This window comes from Serratia microhaemolytica, assembly GCF_004011885.1.
In the GTDB taxonomy this organism is placed as follows: domain Bacteria; phylum Pseudomonadota; class Gammaproteobacteria; order Enterobacterales; family Enterobacteriaceae; genus Serratia_G; species Serratia_G microhaemolytica.
In genome coordinates, this window is the sequence record NZ_SBEF01000035.1 from 1 (window position 1) to 18,790 (window position 18,790).

At 48.1% G+C, this 18,790-nt stretch carries 33 protein-coding genes and 1 rRNA gene; all 34 read left to right on the plus strand.

Translation table 11 applies throughout. The annotated features are described in order from the left end of the window. Positions 1-110 (plus strand): 5S ribosomal RNA (rrf, locus tag EOJ37_RS11135); the annotation flags it as partial. Between the two features lie 294 nt (positions 111-404). After that, a complete protein-coding gene (gene rpsJ, locus EOJ37_RS11140) occupies positions 405-716 on the plus strand; it encodes a 30S ribosomal protein S10 (RefSeq protein ID WP_001181005.1) in 312 nt (103 codons plus the stop codon). Between the two features lie 32 nt (positions 717-748). Further along, positions 749-1,378 carry a 50S ribosomal protein L3 gene (rplC, locus tag EOJ37_RS11145; protein WP_127959995.1) on the plus strand — a complete coding sequence of 210 codons (630 nt, stop codon included), beginning with the start codon at positions 749-751 and terminating at the stop codon, positions 1,376-1,378. A gap of 10 nt (positions 1,379-1,388) precedes the next feature. After that, positions 1,389-1,994, plus strand: a complete 606-nt coding sequence (gene rplD, locus EOJ37_RS11150; RefSeq protein WP_127959996.1) for a 50S ribosomal protein L4 — start codon at positions 1,389-1,391, stop codon at positions 1,992-1,994. Continuing rightward, on the plus strand, positions 1,991-2,293 hold the full coding sequence (gene rplW, locus EOJ37_RS11155; RefSeq protein ID WP_127959997.1) for a 50S ribosomal protein L23: 303 nt from the start codon (positions 1,991-1,993) through the stop codon (positions 2,291-2,293). The genes rplD and rplW overlap by 4 nt, the downstream gene beginning before the upstream one ends. 18 nt (positions 2,294-2,311) lie before the next feature. Continuing rightward, the gene (rplB, locus tag EOJ37_RS11160) at positions 2,312-3,136 is read left to right on the plus strand and encodes a 50S ribosomal protein L2 (RefSeq protein ID WP_127959998.1); all 825 of its coding nucleotides are present in this window, start codon (positions 2,312-2,314) and stop codon (positions 3,134-3,136) included. Positions 3,137-3,150: 14 nt separating this feature from the next. Further along, positions 3,151-3,429 carry a 30S ribosomal protein S19 gene (gene rpsS, locus EOJ37_RS11165; protein ID WP_017374152.1) on the plus strand — a complete coding sequence of 93 codons (279 nt, stop codon included), beginning with the start codon at positions 3,151-3,153 and terminating at the stop codon, positions 3,427-3,429. A 14-nt stretch (positions 3,430-3,443) separates the two neighbouring features. Next, positions 3,444-3,776 carry a 50S ribosomal protein L22 gene (gene rplV / locus EOJ37_RS11170; protein ID WP_026741343.1) on the plus strand — a complete coding sequence of 111 codons (333 nt, stop codon included), beginning with the start codon at positions 3,444-3,446 and terminating at the stop codon, positions 3,774-3,776. Between the two features lie 17 nt (positions 3,777-3,793). Beyond that, positions 3,794-4,492, plus strand: coding sequence for a 30S ribosomal protein S3 (rpsC, locus tag EOJ37_RS11175; protein WP_127959999.1), 699 nt, complete (start codon positions 3,794-3,796; stop codon positions 4,490-4,492). Between the two features lie 12 nt (positions 4,493-4,504). Continuing rightward, complete coding sequence (gene rplP, locus EOJ37_RS11180) at positions 4,505-4,915, plus strand: 50S ribosomal protein L16 (protein WP_127960000.1); 411 nt, start codon at positions 4,505-4,507, stop codon at positions 4,913-4,915. After that, positions 4,915-5,106, plus strand: coding sequence for a 50S ribosomal protein L29 (gene rpmC, locus EOJ37_RS11185; protein WP_127960001.1), 192 nt, complete (start codon positions 4,915-4,917; stop codon positions 5,104-5,106). Before rplP ends, rpmC begins: the two co-directional genes overlap by 1 nt. 2 nt (positions 5,107-5,108) lie before the next feature. Continuing rightward, positions 5,109-5,363, plus strand: coding sequence for a 30S ribosomal protein S17 (rpsQ, locus tag EOJ37_RS11190; RefSeq protein WP_127960002.1), 255 nt, complete (start codon positions 5,109-5,111; stop codon positions 5,361-5,363). Positions 5,364-5,529: 166 nt separating this feature from the next. After that, positions 5,530-5,901 (plus strand): 50S ribosomal protein L14, encoded by a 372-nt coding sequence (rplN, locus tag EOJ37_RS11195; protein WP_023479426.1) that lies wholly within the window; start codon positions 5,530-5,532, stop codon positions 5,899-5,901. A 10-nt stretch (positions 5,902-5,911) separates the two neighbouring features. Continuing rightward, positions 5,912-6,226: a 50S ribosomal protein L24 gene (gene rplX, locus EOJ37_RS11200; protein ID WP_127960003.1), complete on the plus strand. Its 315-nt coding sequence runs from the start codon at positions 5,912-5,914 to the stop codon at positions 6,224-6,226. 14 nt (positions 6,227-6,240) lie between these two features. Further along, complete coding sequence (gene rplE / locus EOJ37_RS11205; protein ID WP_127960004.1) at positions 6,241-6,780, plus strand: 50S ribosomal protein L5; 540 nt, start codon at positions 6,241-6,243, stop codon at positions 6,778-6,780. Between the two features lie 14 nt (positions 6,781-6,794). Next, positions 6,795-7,100: a 30S ribosomal protein S14 gene (gene rpsN, locus EOJ37_RS11210; RefSeq protein WP_127960005.1), complete on the plus strand. Its 306-nt coding sequence runs from the start codon at positions 6,795-6,797 to the stop codon at positions 7,098-7,100. Positions 7,101-7,130: 30 nt separating this feature from the next. After that, positions 7,131-7,523, plus strand: coding sequence for a 30S ribosomal protein S8 (gene rpsH / locus EOJ37_RS11215; protein WP_127960006.1), 393 nt, complete (start codon positions 7,131-7,133; stop codon positions 7,521-7,523). 14 nt (positions 7,524-7,537) lie between these two features. Then, the gene (gene rplF / locus EOJ37_RS11220; RefSeq protein WP_127960007.1) at positions 7,538-8,071 is read left to right on the plus strand and encodes a 50S ribosomal protein L6; all 534 of its coding nucleotides are present in this window, start codon (positions 7,538-7,540) and stop codon (positions 8,069-8,071) included. 9 nt (positions 8,072-8,080) lie between these two features. Beyond that, positions 8,081-8,434, plus strand: a complete 354-nt coding sequence (gene rplR / locus EOJ37_RS11225; RefSeq protein WP_127960008.1) for a 50S ribosomal protein L18 — start codon at positions 8,081-8,083, stop codon at positions 8,432-8,434. Between the two features lie 14 nt (positions 8,435-8,448). Next, positions 8,449-8,949: a 30S ribosomal protein S5 gene (gene rpsE / locus EOJ37_RS11230; RefSeq protein WP_127960009.1), complete on the plus strand. Its 501-nt coding sequence runs from the start codon at positions 8,449-8,451 to the stop codon at positions 8,947-8,949. Between the two features lie 6 nt (positions 8,950-8,955). Then, entirely contained in the window at positions 8,956-9,135 is a 180-nt protein-coding gene (rpmD, locus tag EOJ37_RS11235; RefSeq protein WP_127960010.1) for a 50S ribosomal protein L30, read from the plus strand. A 3-nt stretch (positions 9,136-9,138) separates the two neighbouring features. After that, positions 9,139-9,573: a 50S ribosomal protein L15 gene (gene rplO, locus EOJ37_RS11240; protein ID WP_127960011.1), complete on the plus strand. Its 435-nt coding sequence runs from the start codon at positions 9,139-9,141 to the stop codon at positions 9,571-9,573. Between the two features lie 8 nt (positions 9,574-9,581). Next, positions 9,582-10,913, plus strand: coding sequence for a preprotein translocase subunit SecY (secY, locus tag EOJ37_RS11245; protein ID WP_127960012.1), 1,332 nt, complete (start codon positions 9,582-9,584; stop codon positions 10,911-10,913). A 33-nt stretch (positions 10,914-10,946) separates the two neighbouring features. Then, positions 10,947-11,063, plus strand: a complete 117-nt coding sequence (gene rpmJ / locus EOJ37_RS11250) for a 50S ribosomal protein L36 (RefSeq protein ID WP_037402687.1) — start codon at positions 10,947-10,949, stop codon at positions 11,061-11,063. 146 nt (positions 11,064-11,209) lie between these two features. Next, the gene (gene rpsM, locus EOJ37_RS11255; protein ID WP_127960013.1) at positions 11,210-11,566 is read left to right on the plus strand and encodes a 30S ribosomal protein S13; all 357 of its coding nucleotides are present in this window, start codon (positions 11,210-11,212) and stop codon (positions 11,564-11,566) included. A 16-nt stretch (positions 11,567-11,582) separates the two neighbouring features. Beyond that, positions 11,583-11,972 (plus strand): 30S ribosomal protein S11, encoded by a 390-nt coding sequence (gene rpsK, locus EOJ37_RS11260; RefSeq protein ID WP_004951128.1) that lies wholly within the window; start codon positions 11,583-11,585, stop codon positions 11,970-11,972. A gap of 33 nt (positions 11,973-12,005) precedes the next feature. Next, a complete protein-coding gene (rpsD, locus tag EOJ37_RS11265; RefSeq protein WP_127960014.1) occupies positions 12,006-12,626 on the plus strand; it encodes a 30S ribosomal protein S4 in 621 nt (206 codons plus the stop codon). 26 nt (positions 12,627-12,652) lie between these two features. Next, the gene (locus EOJ37_RS11270) at positions 12,653-13,642 is read left to right on the plus strand and encodes a DNA-directed RNA polymerase subunit alpha (protein WP_127960015.1); all 990 of its coding nucleotides are present in this window, start codon (positions 12,653-12,655) and stop codon (positions 13,640-13,642) included. 40 nt (positions 13,643-13,682) lie between these two features. Continuing rightward, complete coding sequence (rplQ, locus tag EOJ37_RS11275; protein ID WP_127960016.1) at positions 13,683-14,072, plus strand: 50S ribosomal protein L17; 390 nt, start codon at positions 13,683-13,685, stop codon at positions 14,070-14,072. 517 nt (positions 14,073-14,589) lie between these two features. After that, complete coding sequence (gene aroQ / locus EOJ37_RS11280; RefSeq protein ID WP_127960017.1) at positions 14,590-15,042, plus strand: type II 3-dehydroquinate dehydratase; 453 nt, start codon at positions 14,590-14,592, stop codon at positions 15,040-15,042. Between the two features lie 32 nt (positions 15,043-15,074). After that, positions 15,075-15,536: an acetyl-CoA carboxylase biotin carboxyl carrier protein gene (gene accB, locus EOJ37_RS11285; RefSeq protein ID WP_127960018.1), complete on the plus strand. Its 462-nt coding sequence runs from the start codon at positions 15,075-15,077 to the stop codon at positions 15,534-15,536. Between the two features lie 11 nt (positions 15,537-15,547). After that, positions 15,548-16,891: an acetyl-CoA carboxylase biotin carboxylase subunit gene (gene accC, locus EOJ37_RS11290; protein WP_127960019.1), complete on the plus strand. Its 1,344-nt coding sequence runs from the start codon at positions 15,548-15,550 to the stop codon at positions 16,889-16,891. Between the two features lie 216 nt (positions 16,892-17,107). After that, positions 17,108-17,350 carry a YhdT family protein gene (locus tag EOJ37_RS11295; RefSeq protein ID WP_127960020.1) on the plus strand — a complete coding sequence of 81 codons (243 nt, stop codon included), beginning with the start codon at positions 17,108-17,110 and terminating at the stop codon, positions 17,348-17,350. Continuing rightward, positions 17,340-18,785: a sodium/pantothenate symporter gene (gene panF / locus EOJ37_RS11300; RefSeq protein WP_127960021.1), complete on the plus strand. Its 1,446-nt coding sequence runs from the start codon at positions 17,340-17,342 to the stop codon at positions 18,783-18,785. The genes EOJ37_RS11295 and panF overlap by 11 nt, the downstream gene beginning before the upstream one ends. The last annotated feature ends 5 nt before the right edge of the window (positions 18,786-18,790 follow it).

Sequence of the window (18,790 nt, forward strand, 5' to 3'; positions counted from 1 at the left end):
GGCGATAGCGCGGTGGTCCCACCTGACCCCATGCCGAACTCAGAAGTGAAACGCCGTAGCGCCGATGGTAGTGTGGGGTCTCCCCATGCGAGAGTAGGACACTGCCAGGCACCTACAGAAGCGCCCCTGTGTACTGATGTACACGGGGGTTTTGCTTTTTGGCTCATTGTCAGCAGTGATTGTTTGACTGCTTGCTTCTTGCCTTATTTTGCGTATAATGCGCGGGCTTGCATTGTAAGTAGTGAGCCTGGTTTTAGCGAATCAGTCGATTGGCGATAGGGTTTTGCCTTTCGAACAATACTCCCGATTTGGGAGTTATATGTTAACGATTACACTCCCCCATCAATCGAAATGGGTGTGAGTAGTAGTTATTTACGTTTATAAATAATTGGAGCTCTGGTCTCATGCAGAACCAAAGAATCCGTATCCGCCTGAAAGCGTTTGATCATCGTCTTATCGATCAATCAACCGCGGAAATCGTCGAGACTGCTAAGCGCACTGGTGCGCAGGTACGTGGTCCGATCCCGCTGCCAACTCGTAAAGAGCGTTTCACCGTTCTGATTTCTCCGCACGTCAACAAAGATGCGCGTGATCAGTACGAGATCCGCACTCATAAGCGTCTGGTTGACATCGTTGAGCCAACCGAGAAAACCGTCGATGCTCTGATGCGTCTGGATCTGGCTGCCGGTGTAGACGTGCAGATCAGCCTGGGTTAATCAGGTCATTGAGCGATTGAGAGGTTGAAACAATGATTGGTTTAGTCGGTAAAAAAGTGGGTATGACCCGTATCTTCACTGAAGATGGTGTTTCTATCCCTGTCACCGTAATTGAAATTGAAGCAAACCGCATTACTCAAGTTAAGAGCTTGGAGAGTGATGGGTACCGTGCGATCCAGGTTACCACTGGCAGCAAAAAAGCGAGCCGTGTTAGCAAGCCTGAAGCAGGGCATTTCGCTAAGGCTGGTGTTGAGGCTGGTCGTGGTCTGTGGGAATTCCGTCTGGAAGAAGGGCAAGAATTCTCTACCGGCCAAGAAATTAGCGTAGAAATTTTTGCTGATGTTAAGAAAGTTGACGTGACTGGTACCTCTAAGGGTAAAGGTTTTGCTGGTACAGTAAAACGCTGGAATTTCCGTACCCAAGATGCTACTCACGGTAACTCTTTGTCTCACCGCGTTCCGGGTTCTATCGGTCAGAACCAGACTCCGGGCAAAGTGTTTAAAGGCAAAAAAATGTCAGGTCACTTGGGTGATGAGCGTGTAACTGTTCAGAGCCTGGATGTAGTACGTGTTGACGCTGAGCGCAACCTGCTGCTGGTGAAGGGTGCTGTACCAGGTGCACCTGGTGGTAACCTGATTGTTAAACCGGCTGTGAAGGCGTAAGGGGATAGCAATGGAATTAGTATTGAAAGACGCGCCAGGCGCGCTGACTGTTTCCGAAACTACCTTCGGTCGTGATTTTAACGAAGCGCTGGTACATCAGGTTGTTGTTGCATATGCAGCAGGTGCCCGTCAAGGTACTCGTGCACAGAAGACCCGTGCTGAAGTAACCGGTTCCGGTAAAAAACCATGGCGTCAGAAAGGTACTGGCCGCGCGCGTTCAGGTTCTACCAAGAGCCCGATTTGGCGTTCAGGTGGTGTGACCTTCGCTGCTAAGCCACAGGACCATAGTCAGAAAGTAAACAAAAAGATGTATCGCGGCGCGCTGAAAAGCATTTTGTCCGAGTTGGTACGTCAAGATCGTCTAATCGTTGTCGAGAAGTTCTCTGTAGAAGCGCCTAAAACTAAGTTGCTGGCACAGAAACTAAAAGATATGGCACTGGAAGATGTGCTGATCGTGACTGGTGAACTGGATGAGAATCTGTTCCTTGCCGCACGTAACCTGTATAAGGTCGATGTGCGTGATGCAGCAGGTATCGATCCCGTTAGTCTGATCGCCTTCGACAAAGTGGTTATGACTGCTGATGCTGTGAAGCAAGTTGAGGAGATGCTGGCATGATCCGTGAAGAACGTTTGCTGAAAGTGCTGCGTGCACCGCACGTATCTGAAAAAGCATCCAACGCGATGGAAAAAAGCAACACCATCGTGCTCAAAGTTGCTAAAGATGCGACCAAGGCAGAGATTAAAGAAGCAGTGCAAAAACTGTTCGAGGTTGAAGTCAAAGACGTGAATACTTTGCTCGTTAAGGGGAAAGTGAAGCGTCACGGTCAGCGAGTTGGTCGTCGTAGCGACTGGAAAAAAGCTTACGTCACCCTGAAAGAAGGCCAGAATATGGACTTCATCGGCGGCGCAGAGTAAGTCGGAGGAGTAAGAACAATGGCAATTGTTAAATGTAAACCTACATCTCCGGGACGTCGCCATGTTGTTAAGGTGGTTAACCCAGAGTTGCATAAGGGTAAGCCTTACGCACCGTTGCTTGAAAAACTAAGCAAAACGGGTGGCCGTAACAATAATGGTCGTATCACTACTCGCCATATCGGTGGTGGTCATAAGCAACATTATCGTCTGGTTGATTTTAAACGCAACAAAGACGGTATCCCGGCTGTAGTTGAGCGTCTTGAGTACGATCCGAACCGTTCTGCAAATATTGCACTGGTTCTGTACAAAGATGGCGAGCGTCGTTACATTTTGGCACCGAAAGGTCTGAAAGTGGGTGACCAAATCCAATCTGGTGTTGATGCAGCGATCAAAGCGGGTAATAGCCTGCCAATGCGCAATATTCCAGTGGGTTCAACAGTTCACAACGTAGAGATGAAACCAGGCAAAGGTGGCCAGTTGGCGCGTTCTGCTGGTGCCTATGTTCAGATTGTTGCGCGTGATGGTTCCTATGTAACTCTGCGTCTGCGTTCTGGTGAAATGCGTAAAGTTCCAGTTGATTGCCGTGCCACCCTTGGTGAAGTCGGTAATGCGGAGCATATGTTACGTGTTCTTGGTAAGGCAGGTGCGACACGTTGGCGTGGTGTTCGCCCAACTGTACGCGGTACAGCGATGAACCCAGTCGATCACCCACACGGTGGTGGTGAAGGTCGTAACTTTGGTAAGCACCCGGTCACTCCGTGGGGCGTTCAAACCAAAGGTAAGAAGACCCGTAGCAACAAGCGTACTGACAAGTTCATTGTACGTCGCCGTAGTAAAAAATAATTAGAGGATAAGCCATGCCACGTTCTCTCAAGAAAGGTCCTTTTATTGACCTGCACTTGCTGAAGAAGGTAGAGAAAGCGGTGGAAAGCGGTGACAAAAAGCCTTTGCGCACTTGGTCCCGTCGTTCAACGATCTTTCCTAACATGATCGGTTTGACCATCGCTGTCCATAATGGTCGTCAGCATGTTCCAGTGTTTGTTACCGATGAAATGGTCGGTCACAAACTGGGTGAATTTGCGCCGACTCGTACTTATCGCGGCCATGCGGCTGATAAAAAAGCTAAAAAGCGCTAAGGTAGGAGGAAGAGATGGAAACTATCGCTAAACATCGCCACGCTCGTTCTTCTGCTCAGAAGGTTCGCCTAGTTGCTGACCTGATTCGCGGTAAGAAGGTGTCGCAAGCTCTGGAAATTTTGACTTATACCAACAAGAAAGCTGCTGGTTTGGTTAAGAAAGTACTCGAGTCTGCCATTGCTAACGCAGAACACAACGATGGCGCTGATATCGATGATCTGAAAGTCGCGAAAATCTTCGTCGACGAAGGCCCAAGCATGAAGCGCATTATGCCGCGTGCAAAAGGTCGAGCAGACCGCATCCTAAAGCGCACCAGCCACATTACTGTGGTTGTGTCCGATCGCTGAGACTCTGGAGACTAGCAATGGGTCAGAAAGTACATCCTAATGGTATTCGCCTGGGTATCGTTAAACCTTGGAACTCTACTTGGTATGCGAATACCAAAGAATTCGCTGACAATCTGGACAGCGATTTTAAAGTTCGTCAGTTCTTGGCAAAAGAGCTGGCAAAGGCTTCAGTTTCTCGTATTGTTATCGAGCGTCCGGCTAAAAGCATTCGTGTGACTGTGCACACTGCTCGCCCGGGTATCGTTATCGGCAAGAAAGGGGAAGATGTTGAAAAATTGCGTAAAGGCGTAGCAGATATTGCTGGTGTGCCTGCACAAATCAACATCGCTGAAGTACGTAAGCCAGAACTGGACGCTAAATTGGTTGCTGATAGCATCAGCTCACAGTTGGAGCGTCGTGTGATGTTCCGCCGTGCAATGAAGCGTGCAGTACAAAACGCTATGCGTCTTGGCGCTAAAGGTATCAAAGTTGAAGTCAGTGGCCGCCTTGGCGGTGCTGAGATCGCGCGTACCGAATGGTACCGTGAAGGTCGTGTTCCGTTGCATACTCTGCGTGCGGATATCGATTACAACACCTCTGAAGCGCACACCACGTATGGTGTTATTGGTGTTAAGGTCTGGATCTTCAAAGGTGAGATCCTAGGTGGTATGGCTGCTGTTGAACAACCGGAACCGGCTGCTCAACCTAAAAAGCAGCAGCGTAAAGGCCGCAAGTAAGGAGAGTCGCTGATGTTACAACCAAAGCGTACAAAATTCCGTAAAGTGCACAAAGGTCGCAACCGTGGCCTAGCGCAAGGTACGGATGTTAGCTTCGGCACTTTCGGTCTGAAAGCTGTTGGCCGTGGCCGTTTGACTGCGCGTCAAATTGAAGCAGCACGTCGTGCTATGACTCGTGCTGTGAAGCGTCAAGGTAAGATTTGGATCCGTGTATTCCCGGACAAGCCAATCACAGAGAAGCCGCTTGAAGTGCGGATGGGTAAAGGTAAGGGTAGCGTGGAGTATTGGGTTGCCCTGATCCAGCCAGGTAAAGTCTTGTATGAAATGGACGGTGTGCCTGAAGAAGTCGCCCGTGAAGCATTCAAGCTGGCAGCAGCGAAACTGCCTATCAAGACCACCTTTGTAACTAAGACGGTGATGTAATGAAAGCACAAGAGCTGCGTGAAAAAAGTGTTGAAGAGCTGAACACTGAGCTACTCAACCTACTGCGTGAGCAATTTAACTTGCGTATGCAGGCGGCGAGTGGTCAATTGCAACAAACTCACCTGTTGAAACAAGTGCGCCGTAATATCGCACGCGTTAAGACTTTATTGACTGAGAAGGCGGGTGCGTAAAAATGACTAATACTATTCGTACTCTGCAAGGCCGTGTTGTTAGCGACAAAATGGAGAAATCCTTGGTTGTTGCTATCGAGCGTACAGTGAAGCATCCTATCTATGGGAAATTCATCAAGCGCACGACCAAGCTGCACGTACATGACGAGAACAATGAGTGTGGTATCGGTGACGTGGTGGAAATCCGCGAATGCCGTCCACTGTCTAAGACTAAATCTTGGACGCTAGTTCGCGTCGTAGAGAAAGCGGTTCTTTAATTAGAACAGTGACTCTGACGTTGTAAACGGCTCAGAAAGTGGGCCGTTTATTTTTTCTACCAATACTCGGGGAGTGGTGTTACAATGTTGCGCCCTGAGTTTTGGGGTTTTCAACGACCTATTAATGGGTCCCAAAGCTGTAGTTGACATTTAGCGGAGCACTAACATGATCCAAGAACAGACTATGCTGAACGTGGCCGACAACTCCGGTGCTCGTCGCGTAATGTGTATCAAGGTTCTAGGTGGCTCGCACCGTCGATACGCAGGCGTCGGCGACATCATCAAAATTACCATTAAGGAAGCAATTCCGCGTGGTAAGGTGAAGAAAGGCGATGTACTGAAGGCGGTAGTGGTGCGCACCAAGAAAGGCGTACGTCGCCCGGACGGTTCTGTCATTCGCTTCGATGGTAATGCATGCGTTATTTTAAATAATAACAGCGAGCAACCTATCGGTACGCGTATTTTTGGGCCGGTAACTCGTGAACTGCGTAGTGAAAAGTTCATGAAAATTATCTCTCTGGCACCTGAAGTACTCTAAGGAGCGAATCATGGCAGCGAAAATCCGTCGTGATGACGAAGTTATCGTAATTACCGGTAAAGACAAAGGTAAGCGCGGTAAAGTAAAAAGTGTCCTGTCTACAGGTAAGGTCATTGTTGAAGGTATTAATCTGGTTAAGAAGCATCAAAAGCCGGTCCCGGCGCTGAACCAACCAGGTGGTATCGTTGAGAAAGAAGCTGCTATTGCTGTTTCTAACTTGGCAATCTTCAATGCGACTACCGGTAAAGCAGACCGTGTAGGTTTTAGATTTGAAGACGGTAAAAAAGTCCGTTTCTTTAAGTCTAATAGCGAAACAATCAAGTAATTTGGAGTATGACGATGGCGAAACTGCATGATTACTACAAAGACGAGGTAGTCAAACAGCTGATGTCTCAGTTTGATTACAACTCTGTCATGCAAGTCCCTCGGGTCAAGAAGATCACCCTGAACATGGGTGTTGGTGAGGCGATCGCTGATAAGAAACTGCTGGATAATGCAGCAGCTGATTTAGCAGCAATCTCTGGTCAAAAGCCGCTTATCACCAAAGCACGCAAATCTGTTGCAGGCTTCAAAATCCGTCAGGGCTATCCGATTGGCTGTAAAGTAACTCTGCGTGGTGAACGCATGTGGGAGTTCTTTGAGCGCCTGATTTCTATTGCTGTTCCACGTATCCGTGACTTCCGTGGCTTGTCTGCAAAGTCATTTGATGGTCGTGGTAACTACAGCATGGGTGTTCGTGAGCAAATCATCTTCCCAGAGATCGACTACGATAAAGTTGATCGTGTGCGTGGTTTGGATATTACCATTACCACTACTGCGAAATCTGATGATGAAGGCCGCGCACTGTTGGCTGCTTTTAACTTCCCGTTCCGCAAGTAAGGCAGAGTTGACTTATGGCAAAGCAATCAATGAAAGCACGCGAAGTCGTTCGTGTGAAACTGGCTAACAAGTACCGTGCCAAGCGCGAGGAATTGAAAGCTATCATTTCGAGTGTGAACTCGTCCGACGAAGATCGTTGGAATGCTGTTCTCAAGCTGCAGACTCTGCCGCGTGATTCCAGCCCGTCTCGTCAGCGTAAGCGCTGCCGCCAAACTGGCCGTCCACATGGTTATGTGGGCAAGTTCGGGTTGAGCCGTATCAAGTTACGTGAAGCCGCTATGCGCGGTGAAGTACCGGGCTTGAAGAAGGCTAGCTGGTAATTACCAATTGACTCACGGGAGTAAAGACAGATGAGCATGCAAGATCCGATCGCGGATATGCTGACCCGTATTCGTAACGGTCAAGCCGCGAACAAAGTTGCGGTCACCATGCCTTCCTCCAAGCTGAAAGTGGCAATTGCCAACGTGCTGAAGGAAGAAGGTTTTATTGAAGATTTTAAAGTCGAAGGCGATACCAAGCCTGTATTGGAACTAGTACTGAAGTACTTCCAAGGCAAGGCAGTGGTAGAGAGCATTCAGCGTGTTAGCCGTCCAGGTTTGCGCATCTATAAGAAAAAAGATGAGCTGCCAAAAGTAATGGCTGGTTTGGGTATCGCTGTTGTTTCTACCTCTAAAGGTGTTATGACTGATCGTGCAGCTCGCCAAGCAGGTCTTGGTGGCGAGATTATCTGCTACGTAGCTTAATTCGGGAGGAAAGAATGTCTCGTGTTGCAAAAGCACCCGTCGTCATTCCTGCCGGCGTAGAGGTAAAACTCAACGGTCAGGTTATTTCGATTAAGGGTAAGAATGGCGAGCTGACTCGTACAGTTCATGACGCCGTTATTGTTAAGCAAGAAGATAACGCACTGACTTTCGCACCACGCGAAGGTTTTGCCAATGCTTGGGCACAAGCGGGTACTACTCGTGCATTGCTCAATGCCATGGTTGTTGGTGTTACCGAGGGCTTCACTAAGAAGCTGCAACTGGTAGGTGTTGGTTATCGTGCTGCGGTGAAAGGAAATGTGGTGAATTTAGCCCTAGGCTTCTCTCATCCGATTGATCACCAGTTGCCAGCAGGCATTACTGCTGAATGCCCAAGCCAAACTGAAATCGTACTGAAAGGTGCTGATAAGCAGGTTATTGGCCAGGTTGCGGCAGATCTGCGTGCCTACCGCCGTCCCGAGCCTTACAAAGGCAAGGGGATCCGTTACGCCGATGAAGTCGTGCGTACCAAAGAGGCTAAGAAGAAGTAAGGTAACACTATGGATAAGAAATCTGCTCGTATCCGTCGTGCGACCCGCGCACGCCGTAAGCTCAAAGAACTGGGTGCAACTCGCCTGGTGGTGCATCGCACCCCGCGTCATATTTACGCACAGGTTATTGCGCCAAATGGTTCTGAAGTGTTGGTAGCTGCTTCTACGCTAGAGAAGGCTATCACTGAGCAACTCAAATACTCCGGTAACAAAGAAGCTGCTGCTGCTGTAGGTAAAGCTATTGCTGAGCGAGCTTTGGAAAAAGGGATTGCACAAGTCTCCTTTGACCGTTCCGGTTTCCAATATCATGGTCGAGTCCAGGCACTGGCAGATGCTGCCCGTGAAGCTGGCCTTCAGTTCTAAGGAAGAGGTTTAAGATGGCTCACATCGAAAAACAAGCTGGCGAACTGCAGGAAAAGCTGATCGCGGTAAATCGCGTATCTAAAACCGTAAAAGGTGGCCGTATTTTCAGCTTTACCGCACTGACAGTTGTTGGTGATGGTAATGGTCGCGTTGGTTTTGGCTACGGCAAAGCACGCGAAGTTCCAGCAGCAATCCAAAAAGCGATGGAAAAAGCCCGTCGCAACATGATGAATGTCGCGTTGAATAGCGGCACCTTACAGCATCCAATTAAAGGTGCTCATACAGGTTCCCGTGTGTTCATGCAGCCTGCTCACGAAGGTACCGGTATCATCGCGGGTGGTGCAATGCGCGCTGTTCTCGAAGTTGCTGGGGTGCACAACGTATTAGCTAAAGCTTATGGTTCAACTAACCCGATTAACGTGGTTCGTGCAACTATCGATGCTCTGGCAAATATGAAGTCTCCTGAAATGGTCGCTGCTAAGCGTGGTAAATCCGTTGCAGACATTTTGGGGTAATTGACCATGGCTAAGACTATCAAAGTTACACAAGTTCGCAGTTCAATTGGCCGTTTGCCGAAGCATAAAGCTACGTTGATTGGTTTGGGATTGCGTCGTATTGGTCACACCGTTGAGCGTGAGGATACTCCTGCCATACGCGGTATGATCAATCTGGTTTCCTACATGGTTAAAGTTGAGGAGTAGCAGATGCGTTTAAATACTCTGTCTCCCGCTGAGGGTGCCAAGCAGGCGCCGAAGCGTGTAGGTCGTGGTATTGGTTCTGGCCTGGGTAAAACTGGTGGCCGTGGTCACAAAGGTCAGAAGTCTCGTTCTGGCGGTGGCGTGCGTCGCGGGTTTGAAGGTGGTCAGATGCCTTTATATCGTCGTTTGCCGAAGTTTGGTTTTACTTCACGCAAGGCGATGCTGACAGCAGAAGTTCGTCTCTCTGAGCTGGCTTTGGTTGAAGGCGATACTATTGACCTGAATACGCTGAAAGCTGCTAACGTTGTTGGTTGCCAGATTGAGTTCGCCAAAGTGATACTTTCCGGTGAAATCAGTCGTCCGGTTACAGTGCGTGGTCTTCGAGTCACTAAAGGTGCTCGTGCTGCGATTGAAGCCGCTGGCGGTAAAATTGAGGAATAAGTGAGCGAATGGCTAAGCAACCAGGATTAGATTTTCAAAGTGCTAAAGGTGGACTCGGCGAGCTGAAGCGCAGACTGTTGTTTGTTGTCGGTGCGTTGATAGTGTTCCGCATTGGCTCTTTTATTCCGATCCCTGGTATCGATGCCGCAGTGCTCGCCAAATTGCTCGAGCAGCAAAGAGGCACCATCATTGAGATGTTTAACATGTTCTCTGGTGGTGCTTTGAGCCGTGCTTCTATTTTTGCGCTGGGTATTATGCCGTATATTTCGGCTTCAATTATTATCCAGCTGTTAACGGTGGTACATCCGGCGTTGGCAGAAATCAAAAAAGAAGGGGAGGCTGGTCGGCGTAAGATTAGCCAGTACACCCGTTACGGTACGTTAGTATTGGCCATATTCCAGTCAATCGGTATCGCTACCGGTTTACCAAATATGCCAGGTATGCAGAATTTGGTTTTAAATCCAGGCTTTGCATTCTACTTTACTGCGGTGGTGAGTCTGGTCACCGGAACGATGTTTCTGATGTGGCTGGGTGAGCAGATTACTGAACGTGGTATCGGCAACGGTATTTCGATCATTATCTTCGCAGGTATTGTGGCAGGATTGCCTTCGGCAATTGGTCATACTATTGAGCAAGCTCGGCAAGGTGAGATGAACTTCCTCCTGTTGCTGTTGATTGCAGTGTTGGTGTTTGCAGTGACTTTCTTTGTGGTGTTTATGGAGCGTGGTCAACGTCGTATCGTTGTTAACTATGCTAAGCGCCAACAAGGGCGTCGTGTTTATGCAGCACAAAGCACACACTTACCATTGAAAGTTAACATGGCTGGGGTGATCCCGGCGATTTTTGCTTCCAGTATTATTCTATTCCCTGCCACGATTGCATCTTGGTTTGGGGGAGGAACCGGTTGGAACTGGCTGACAACGATTTCGTTGTATCTTCAGCCTGGTCAGCCGTTGTATGTGTTGCTGTATGCTTCTGCAATCATCTTCTTTTGCTTTTTTTACACGGCATTGGTGTTCAATCCGCGTGAAACAGCAGATAACTTGAAGAAGTCCGGTGCCTTCGTACCAGGAATTCGCCCAGGAGAGCAGACGGCGAAGTATATTGATAAAGTGATGACACGTTTAACCTTAGTTGGTGCAATGTACATTACTTTTATCTGTCTGATCCCAGAGTTCATGCGTGACGCCATGAAAGTGCCGTTCTATTTTGGTGGAACATCGCTACTGATTGTGGTTGTGGTCATCATGGATTTTATGGCTCAAGTGCAAACTCTGATGATGTCAAGTCAGTATGAGTCTGCATTGAAGAAAGCAAACCTGAAAGGCTATGGCCGGTAATCGGGTGCATTTGAGAAGTTACGGAGGGTAAAAATGAAAGTTCGTGCTTCTGTCAAGAAATTGTGTCGTAACTGTAAAATTGTTAAGCGCGACGGTGTCGTTCGCGTGATTTGCAGTGCAGAGCCGAAGCATAAACAGCGCCAAGGCTGATTGTTTCGCATATTTTTCTTGCAAAGTTGGAGTGAGCTGGCTAGATTAGCCAGCCAATCTTTTGTCTGTAGCCGCAACACTATTTGAGTATCCTGAAAACGGGCTTTTCAGAATGGTGTTGCCGTAAAAATAAGTAGGAGTGCATAGTGGCCCGTATAGCAGGCATTAACATTCCTGATCATAAACATACCGTTATCGCACTAACGTCGATCTTCGGAATTGGCAAGACTCGTTCACAGGCTATCTGTGCAGAAACGGGAATTGCTGAACATGTTAAGATCAGTGAGCTGTCTGAAGAGCAAATTGAACAACTGCGTGAGGCAGTTGCCAAATACACCGTTGAAGGTGATTTGCGTCGTGAAGTTACCCTGAGCATCAAGCGTCTGATGGATCTTGGTACATATCGTGGTTTGCGTCATCGTCGTGGTTTGCCTGTACGCGGTCAGCGTACTAAAACCAACGCACGTACCCGTAAGGGTCCACGTAAGCCGATCAAGAAATAATCGGGGTGATTGAATAATGGCAAAGGCACCTGTTCGTACACGTAAGCGTGTAAGAAAGCAAGTCTCTGACGGCGTGGCTCATGTCCATGCTTCTTTCAACAACACCATTGTGACTATTACCGATCGTCAAGGTAACGCTTTGGGTTGGGCAACAGCCGGTGGTTCCGGTTTCCGTGGTTCCCGTAAATCAACGCCATTTGCAGCACAGGTTGCAGCTGAGCGTTGTGCCGATGCGGTGAAAGAGTACGGTATTAAGAACCTGGAAGTTATGGTTAAGGGACCTGGTCCTGGTCGTGAGTCTACTATCCGCGCTCTGAACGCGGCTGGGTTCCGCATCACTAATATTACTGATGTGACTCCGATCCCTCATAACGGTTGTCGTCCGCCGAAAAAGCGCCGCGTATAACGCCTTCGCTTTTCGGATTGTTGGAGAAAGAAAATGGCAAGATATTTGGGTCCTAAGCTCAAGCTTAGCCGCCGTGAGGGCACAGACCTGTTCCTGAAGTCTGGCGTTCGCGCGATCGATTCAAAGTGTAAACTTGAACAACCACCAGGTCAGCATGGCGCTCGTAAGCCGCGTCTTTCTGATTATGGTGTACAGTTACGTGAGAAGCAAAAAGTTCGTCGTATGTACGGTGTTCTAGAGCGTCAGTTCCGTAACTATTATAAAGAAGCAGCCCGTCTGAAAGGTAACACGGGTGAGAACCTGTTAACCCTTTTAGAAGGTCGTCTGGATAACGTGGTTTATCGTATGGGCTTTGGTGCTACACGTGCAGAAGCACGTCAGTTAGTCAGCCACAAAGCAGTTATGGTAAACGGTCGCGTTGTTAACATCGCTTCTTATCAGGTATCTCCGAATGACATTGTTAGCATTCGCGAGAAAGCTAAAAAGCAGTCTCGTGTTAAGGCTTCTTTGGAGCTGGCTGAGCAGCGTGAAAAGCCGACTTGGCTAGAAGTTGATGCTGTGAAGATGGAAGGTGTGTTCAAGCGTATTCCTGAGCGTACTGATCTGTCCGCTGACATTAATGAACACCTGATCGTCGAGCTTTACTCTAAGTAAGGTTTGATTTTCAAAGAGAGGACACAATGCAGGGTTCTGTGACAGAGTTTCTAAAACCGCGCCTGGTAGATATCGAGCAGATTAGTTCGACCCACGCCAAGGTGACCCTTGAGCCTTTAGAGCGTGGCTTTGGCCATACTCTCGGCAACGCACTGCGCCGTATTCTGCTTTCATCTATGCCGGGTTGTGCGGTGACCGAGGTTGAGATTGATGGTGTACTGCACGAGTACAGCACCAAAGAAGGTGTACAGGAAGATATCCTGGAGATCCTACTGAACCTTAAAGGTCTGGCGGTGAGAGTTCAAGGCAAAGATGAAGTTATTCTTACCCTGAATAAATCTGGCATTGGCCCTGTAACCGCTGCCGACATCACCCATGATGGTGATGTCGAAATCGTTAAACAGCAGCACGTTATCTGCCACCTGACTGATGAAAATGCATCTATCAATATGCGTATCAAAGTTCAGCGTGGTCGTGGTTATGTGCCGGCTTCTGCCCGAATTCATTCGGAAGAAGATGAGCGCCCAATTGGTCGTTTGTTAGTCGATGCTTGCTACAGCCCTGTAGAGCGTATTGCCTACAATGTTGAAGCTGCACGTGTTGAACAGCGTACTGACCTGGACAAGCTGGTAATCGAAATGGAAACCAATGGCACGATCGATCCTGAAGAGGCGATCCGCCGTGCGGCGACCATTCTGGCCGAACAACTGGAAGCTTTCGTTGACCTGCGTGATGTACGTCAACCGGAAGTGAAAGAAGAGAAACCGGAGTTCGATCCGATCCTGCTGCGCCCTGTTGACGATCTGGAATTGACTGTCCGCTCCGCTAACTGCCTCAAGGCAGAAGCTATCCACTACATCGGTGATTTGGTACAGCGTACCGAGGTTGAGTTGTTGAAAACGCCTAACCTGGGTAAAAAATCTCTTACTGAGATTAAAGATGTGCTGGCCTCTCGTGGTTTATCTCTTGGTATGCGCCTTGAGAATTGGCCACCGGCAAGCATTGCTGACGAGTAACCGGATCACAGGTTAAGGTTTTACTGAGAAGGATAAGGTCATGCGCCATCGTAAGAGTGGTCGTCAATTGAACCGTAACAGCAGCCATCGTCAGGCTATGTTTCGTAATATGGCTGGTTCTTTGGTTCGTTATGAGATCATCAAGACGACCCTGCCAAAAGCGAAAGAGCTGCGCCGTGTTGTTGAGCCACTAATTACTCTTGCCAAGATTGATAGCTTAGCTAATCGTCGTCTGGCATTCGCCCGTACTCGTGATAGCGATATCGTGGCAAAATTGTTTAATGACTTGGGGCCACGTTTTGCAAGTCGTGCGGGTGGTTATACACGTATTTTGAAGTGTGGTTTCCGTGCGGGCGACAATGCGCCGATGGCATACATCGAGTTAGTTGATCGTAACGAGTCACAAGAAGAAGTTGTTGCTGCAGAGTAATTTGTAGCAGAGTAGGGGGTTGTTCTACTTAGCTCCCCACTGTTAGCAAAGTCCTGGCCTTTTGGTCAGGACTTTGGTCTTTTTGGTGTATGAAAAAACACCTATCAAAAAATCCCACTATAATATTAAGTTAGTATTACTCATGTTGTAATCATATCTCTTTCTTTGATGCCCTCCCTCAACCGCGAATGGCGGCATGATGTTGGGTTATGATGATGCTAATGGGCTAGTGGTTACATAACACTTTTAAAATAATCAGATAAGTGTTAGAGACAGAGTTGCAGCAGCAGCGAGGTATGTTTTGCTTATAACAACTCACTATTCTTTTAGATTGTTGGCTTTAGTAAGCAAGCTTGTGTTGATAAAAGCAACATCTGGCTGCTAATTGCTGTGATATTGTTATAACAATCGACTTTTTTCGAAATCTTATCGCAAAACTAGCATGTAACAGGTGACAAATCGTCAGCAGCAGGTTATTTTCTATAATGATCGTTTTATTGCCGGAGATACCAGCATAATGGCTGACAAGTTTCACATCTTGCTTCTCAACGGCCCCAATTTGAACTTGTTGGGGACACGTGAACCGGATAAATATGGTAGCACGACGTTGAGCGAGATCATTAGCCAGTTGGAAAATCAAGCAAAGATGCTTGATGTTGCTTTGTCTCACCTGCAGTCGAATGCGGAACATGAGTTAATCGACCGCATTCATCAGGCACGAGCTAATACGGATTTTATTTTGATTAATCCGGCAGCGTTTACGCATACTAGCGTAGCGTTGCGTGATGCATTACTGGCGGTACAGATCCCGTTCATTGAGATCCACCTCTCTAATGTGCATTCCCGTGAGCCTTTTCGTCATCACTCTTACCTGTCTGACGTTGCAGTAGGGGTGATTTGTGGTCTCGGTGCGGATGGGTATACATTTGCGTTACAGGCAGCGGTTAGCCGTTTGTCAAAACTCCATTAATTGCAATATAAAAAGAGTTCGGAATCACACCTATGGATATTCGTAAAATTAAAAAACTGATCGAATTAGTTGAAGAGTCTGGCATTTCTGAGCTGGAAATTTCTGAAGGTGAAGAGTCAGTGCGCATCAGTCGTGCTGTTCCTTCTGCTCAGGCTTATCCAGTAATGCCTCAGTATGTTGCATCAGCACCGGCACAACCTGCTGCCGCTCCTGCTTCTGCGGCCAGTGCTGCTGAAACCGCTGCACCAGCAGCAATCAGCGGTCATATCGTTCGTTCACCGATGGTGGGTACTTTTTATCGTACCCCTAGCCCGGACGCTAAGCCATTTGTGGAAGTGGGTCAGAAAGTGAATGCTGGCGATACCTTGTGTATTGTTGAAGCGATGAAAATGATGAATCAGATTGAAGCGGACAAATCTGGTGTGATCAAAGCGATCCTGGTAGAAAATGGCCAGCCGGTTGAATATGACGAGCCATTGGTCGTCATCGAATAACGAGGCGTCCTATGCTTGATAAAATTGTTATAGCCAACCGTGGTGAGATTGCGCTGCGTATTTTACGTGCTTGCAAAGAGCTTGGTATCAAGACTGTTGCGGTACACTCCAGTGCTGATCGTGATTTAAAGCACGTGCTACTGGCCGATGAAACGGTCTGTATCGGCCCAGCACCATCAGTGAAAAGTTATCTCAACATCCCTGCGATTATTGCGGCAGCTGAGGTAACTGGTGCCGTTGCGATCCACCCTGGTTATGGTTTTTTGTCTGAAAACGCTAATTTTGCTGAGCAAGTTGAGCGTTCTGGTTTTATTTTCATTGGCCCGCGTGCTGAAACTATCCGCCTCATGGGAGATAAAGTTTCAGCGATTAATGCCATGAAGAAAGCTGGCGTGCCTTGTGTACCAGGATCGGATGGTCCATTGACCGAAGATATGGAAAAGAACCGTGCCTTTGCTAAGCGGATTGGTTACCCAGTGATCATCAAAGCTTCTGGTGGTGGCGGTGGTCGTGGTATGCGTGTGGTGCGCAGTGATAAGGATCTTGAGCAATCAATCTCCATGACAAAAGCGGAAGCCAAGGCAGCTTTCAATAATGACATGGTTTATATGGAAAAATATTTAGAGAATCCACGTCATATCGAGATCCAGGTGTTGGCTGATGGTCAGGGGAATGCTATCTATCTTGCTGAGCGTGATTGTTCTATGCAGCGTCGTCATCAGAAAGTGGTGGAAGAAGCGCCTGCACCGGGCATTACTCCTGAACTACGTCGTTACATTGGTGAGCGTTGTGCTAAGGCGTGTGTTGAAATTGGCTATCGTGGTGCTGGTACTTTCGAGTTCCTGTATGAAAATGGTGAGTTCTATTTCATTGAGATGAACACACGTATCCAGGTGGAGCATCCTGTTACTGAGATGATCACTGGCGTTGACCTGATTAAGGAGCAGTTGCGTGTTGCTGCTGGTCAGCCGCTGTCGATTGAGCAGCAAGAGGTGAGAGTTCAGGGACATGCAGTAGAGTGTCGAATCAACGCTGAAGATCCCAATACCTTCTTACCAAGCCCGGGTAAAATTACTCGCTTTCATGTGCCAGGAGGCTTCGGGGTCCGTTGGGAATCGCATATTTATTCTGGTTACACCGTACCGCCTCACTACGACTCAATGATTGGCAAGCTGATCACTTATGGTGAAAGCCGTGATGTAGCGATTGCACGCATGAAGAATGCGTTGTCTGAACTGATCATTGATGGCATTAAAACCAACATTGAATTGCAGCAAAAGATCATGCATGACGAAAATTTCCAGCATGGCGGTACTAATATCCACTATCTGGAGAAGAAACTGGGCTTACAGTGAGGCTGACAAAGGCCAGGTTAGCTGTTGAGCAGTGAGTACTCACAGCGTGTTGATTGGTCTTTAGCATGCACCAAAGCTAAATAGTTTATCAACCGGCCATTTGTTGGCCGGTTTTTTCTTGCTTTTGCCAACATAAGCGCTTGGCAAAAGTCGCTCTTGCCGTAAAATTTCCCTCTGTCTTTTCGTACCTTCATTAAGAACCTCTTGGAGAGATCAATGGAACAACGCGTTCTACAGGCTCATCGTGAAGCACGCTGGGCTATGGGGTTAACACTGCTGTACCTAGCGGCTTGGTCATTGGCAGCCTATCTGCCGGACGACAAAATTGGCATCACTGGGTTGCCGCACTGGTTTGAGATGGCTTGTATGTTAGTACCGCTACTGTTTATTGTTCTCTGCTGGTTGATGGTTCGTGTTGTGTTCCGTGATATTTCGCTGGAGGACAACAGTGAGAGTTGAAGTTATTTTCCCATTAATCATCTATTTACTGCTGGTGTTTGCGTTGTCTGTTTATGCTTACCGTCGTCGTCAGCAGGGTAGTTTCCTCAATGAATATTTTCTCGGTAACCGATCGTTAGGTGGCTTTGTCTTGGCGATGACGCTAACTACCACCTATGTGAGTGCAAGTTCCTTTATTGGTGGGCCAGGAGCAGCTTACAAATATGGTTTAGGGTGGGTATTGCTGGCGATGATCCAATTGCCGGCGGTATGGCTTTCGTTAAGTGTGCTGGGTAAAAAATTTGCCATTTTGGCACGTCGATATAATGCCATCACTCTCAACGATATGCTGTTTGCCCGTTATCAAAGTCGTCTATTGGTATGGTTGGCCAGCTTGAGCCTACTGATTGCGTTTCTTGGTGCGATGACGGTGCAGTTTATCGGTGGTGCGCGTCTGCTAGAGACTGCGGCTGGCATTCCTTATGATGTAGGGCTGCTGATTTTTGGCCTCAGTATCGCGCTGTACACCACATTGGGGGGATTTCGTGCCAGTGTGCTCAACGACGCCATGCAAGGGCTAATGATGTTGCTGGGCACCCTGCTGTTGCTAGCAGCGGTGATCCACGCTGCGGGTGGCCTGCATGGTGCAGTGGATAAACTGCAGCAGATCGACCCTGCACTGATTACGCCGCAAGGTGGTGACCAGATCCTGAGTTTGCCTTTTATGCTCTCATTCTGGATCTTGGTCTGTTTTGGTGTTGTTGGCCTACCGCATACAGCGGTGCGTTGTATCGCTTATCGTGACAGTAAAGCAGTACACCGAGGAATAATCCTTGGCACTCTAGTGCTGGCGGTACTGATGTTTGGTATGCATTTGGCGGGAGCGCTAGGGCGAGCAGTATTACCGGATATAAAAATCCCTGATCAGGTGATCCCTTCTCTGATGATCACTGTATTGCCACCGTATGCAGCGGGAATTTTTCTGGCGGCACCGATGGCGGCGATCATGTCAACTATCAACGCACAACTACTGCAATCTTCGGCTACGATTGTCAAAGATCTCTATTTAGGGGTTCGCCCACAACAGATGCAAAATGAGAAGCTGATCAAGCGTGGCTCTAGTTTGACCACACTTATTCTCGGTTTATTGGTTCTGCTGGCTGCTTGGCGACCACCAGAAATGATTATCTGGCTAAACTTGCTGGCATTTGGTGGTCTTGAAGCGGTATTCCTTTGGCCATTGGTGCTAGGTTTGTATTGGCAGAGGGCCAATGCACAAGGCGCGCTTAGTTCGATGATCATCGGGGCGCTATGTTATACCGTGTTGGCGAGTTTTAACTGGAAATTGGTTGGGACACATCCGATCGTCCCCTCACTATTATTAAGTTTGCTGGCATTCTACCTAGGTAATCTCTATGGTGAAAAACGTCGGTTAACCTCCTCGTTAGCTTCTTGAACGGA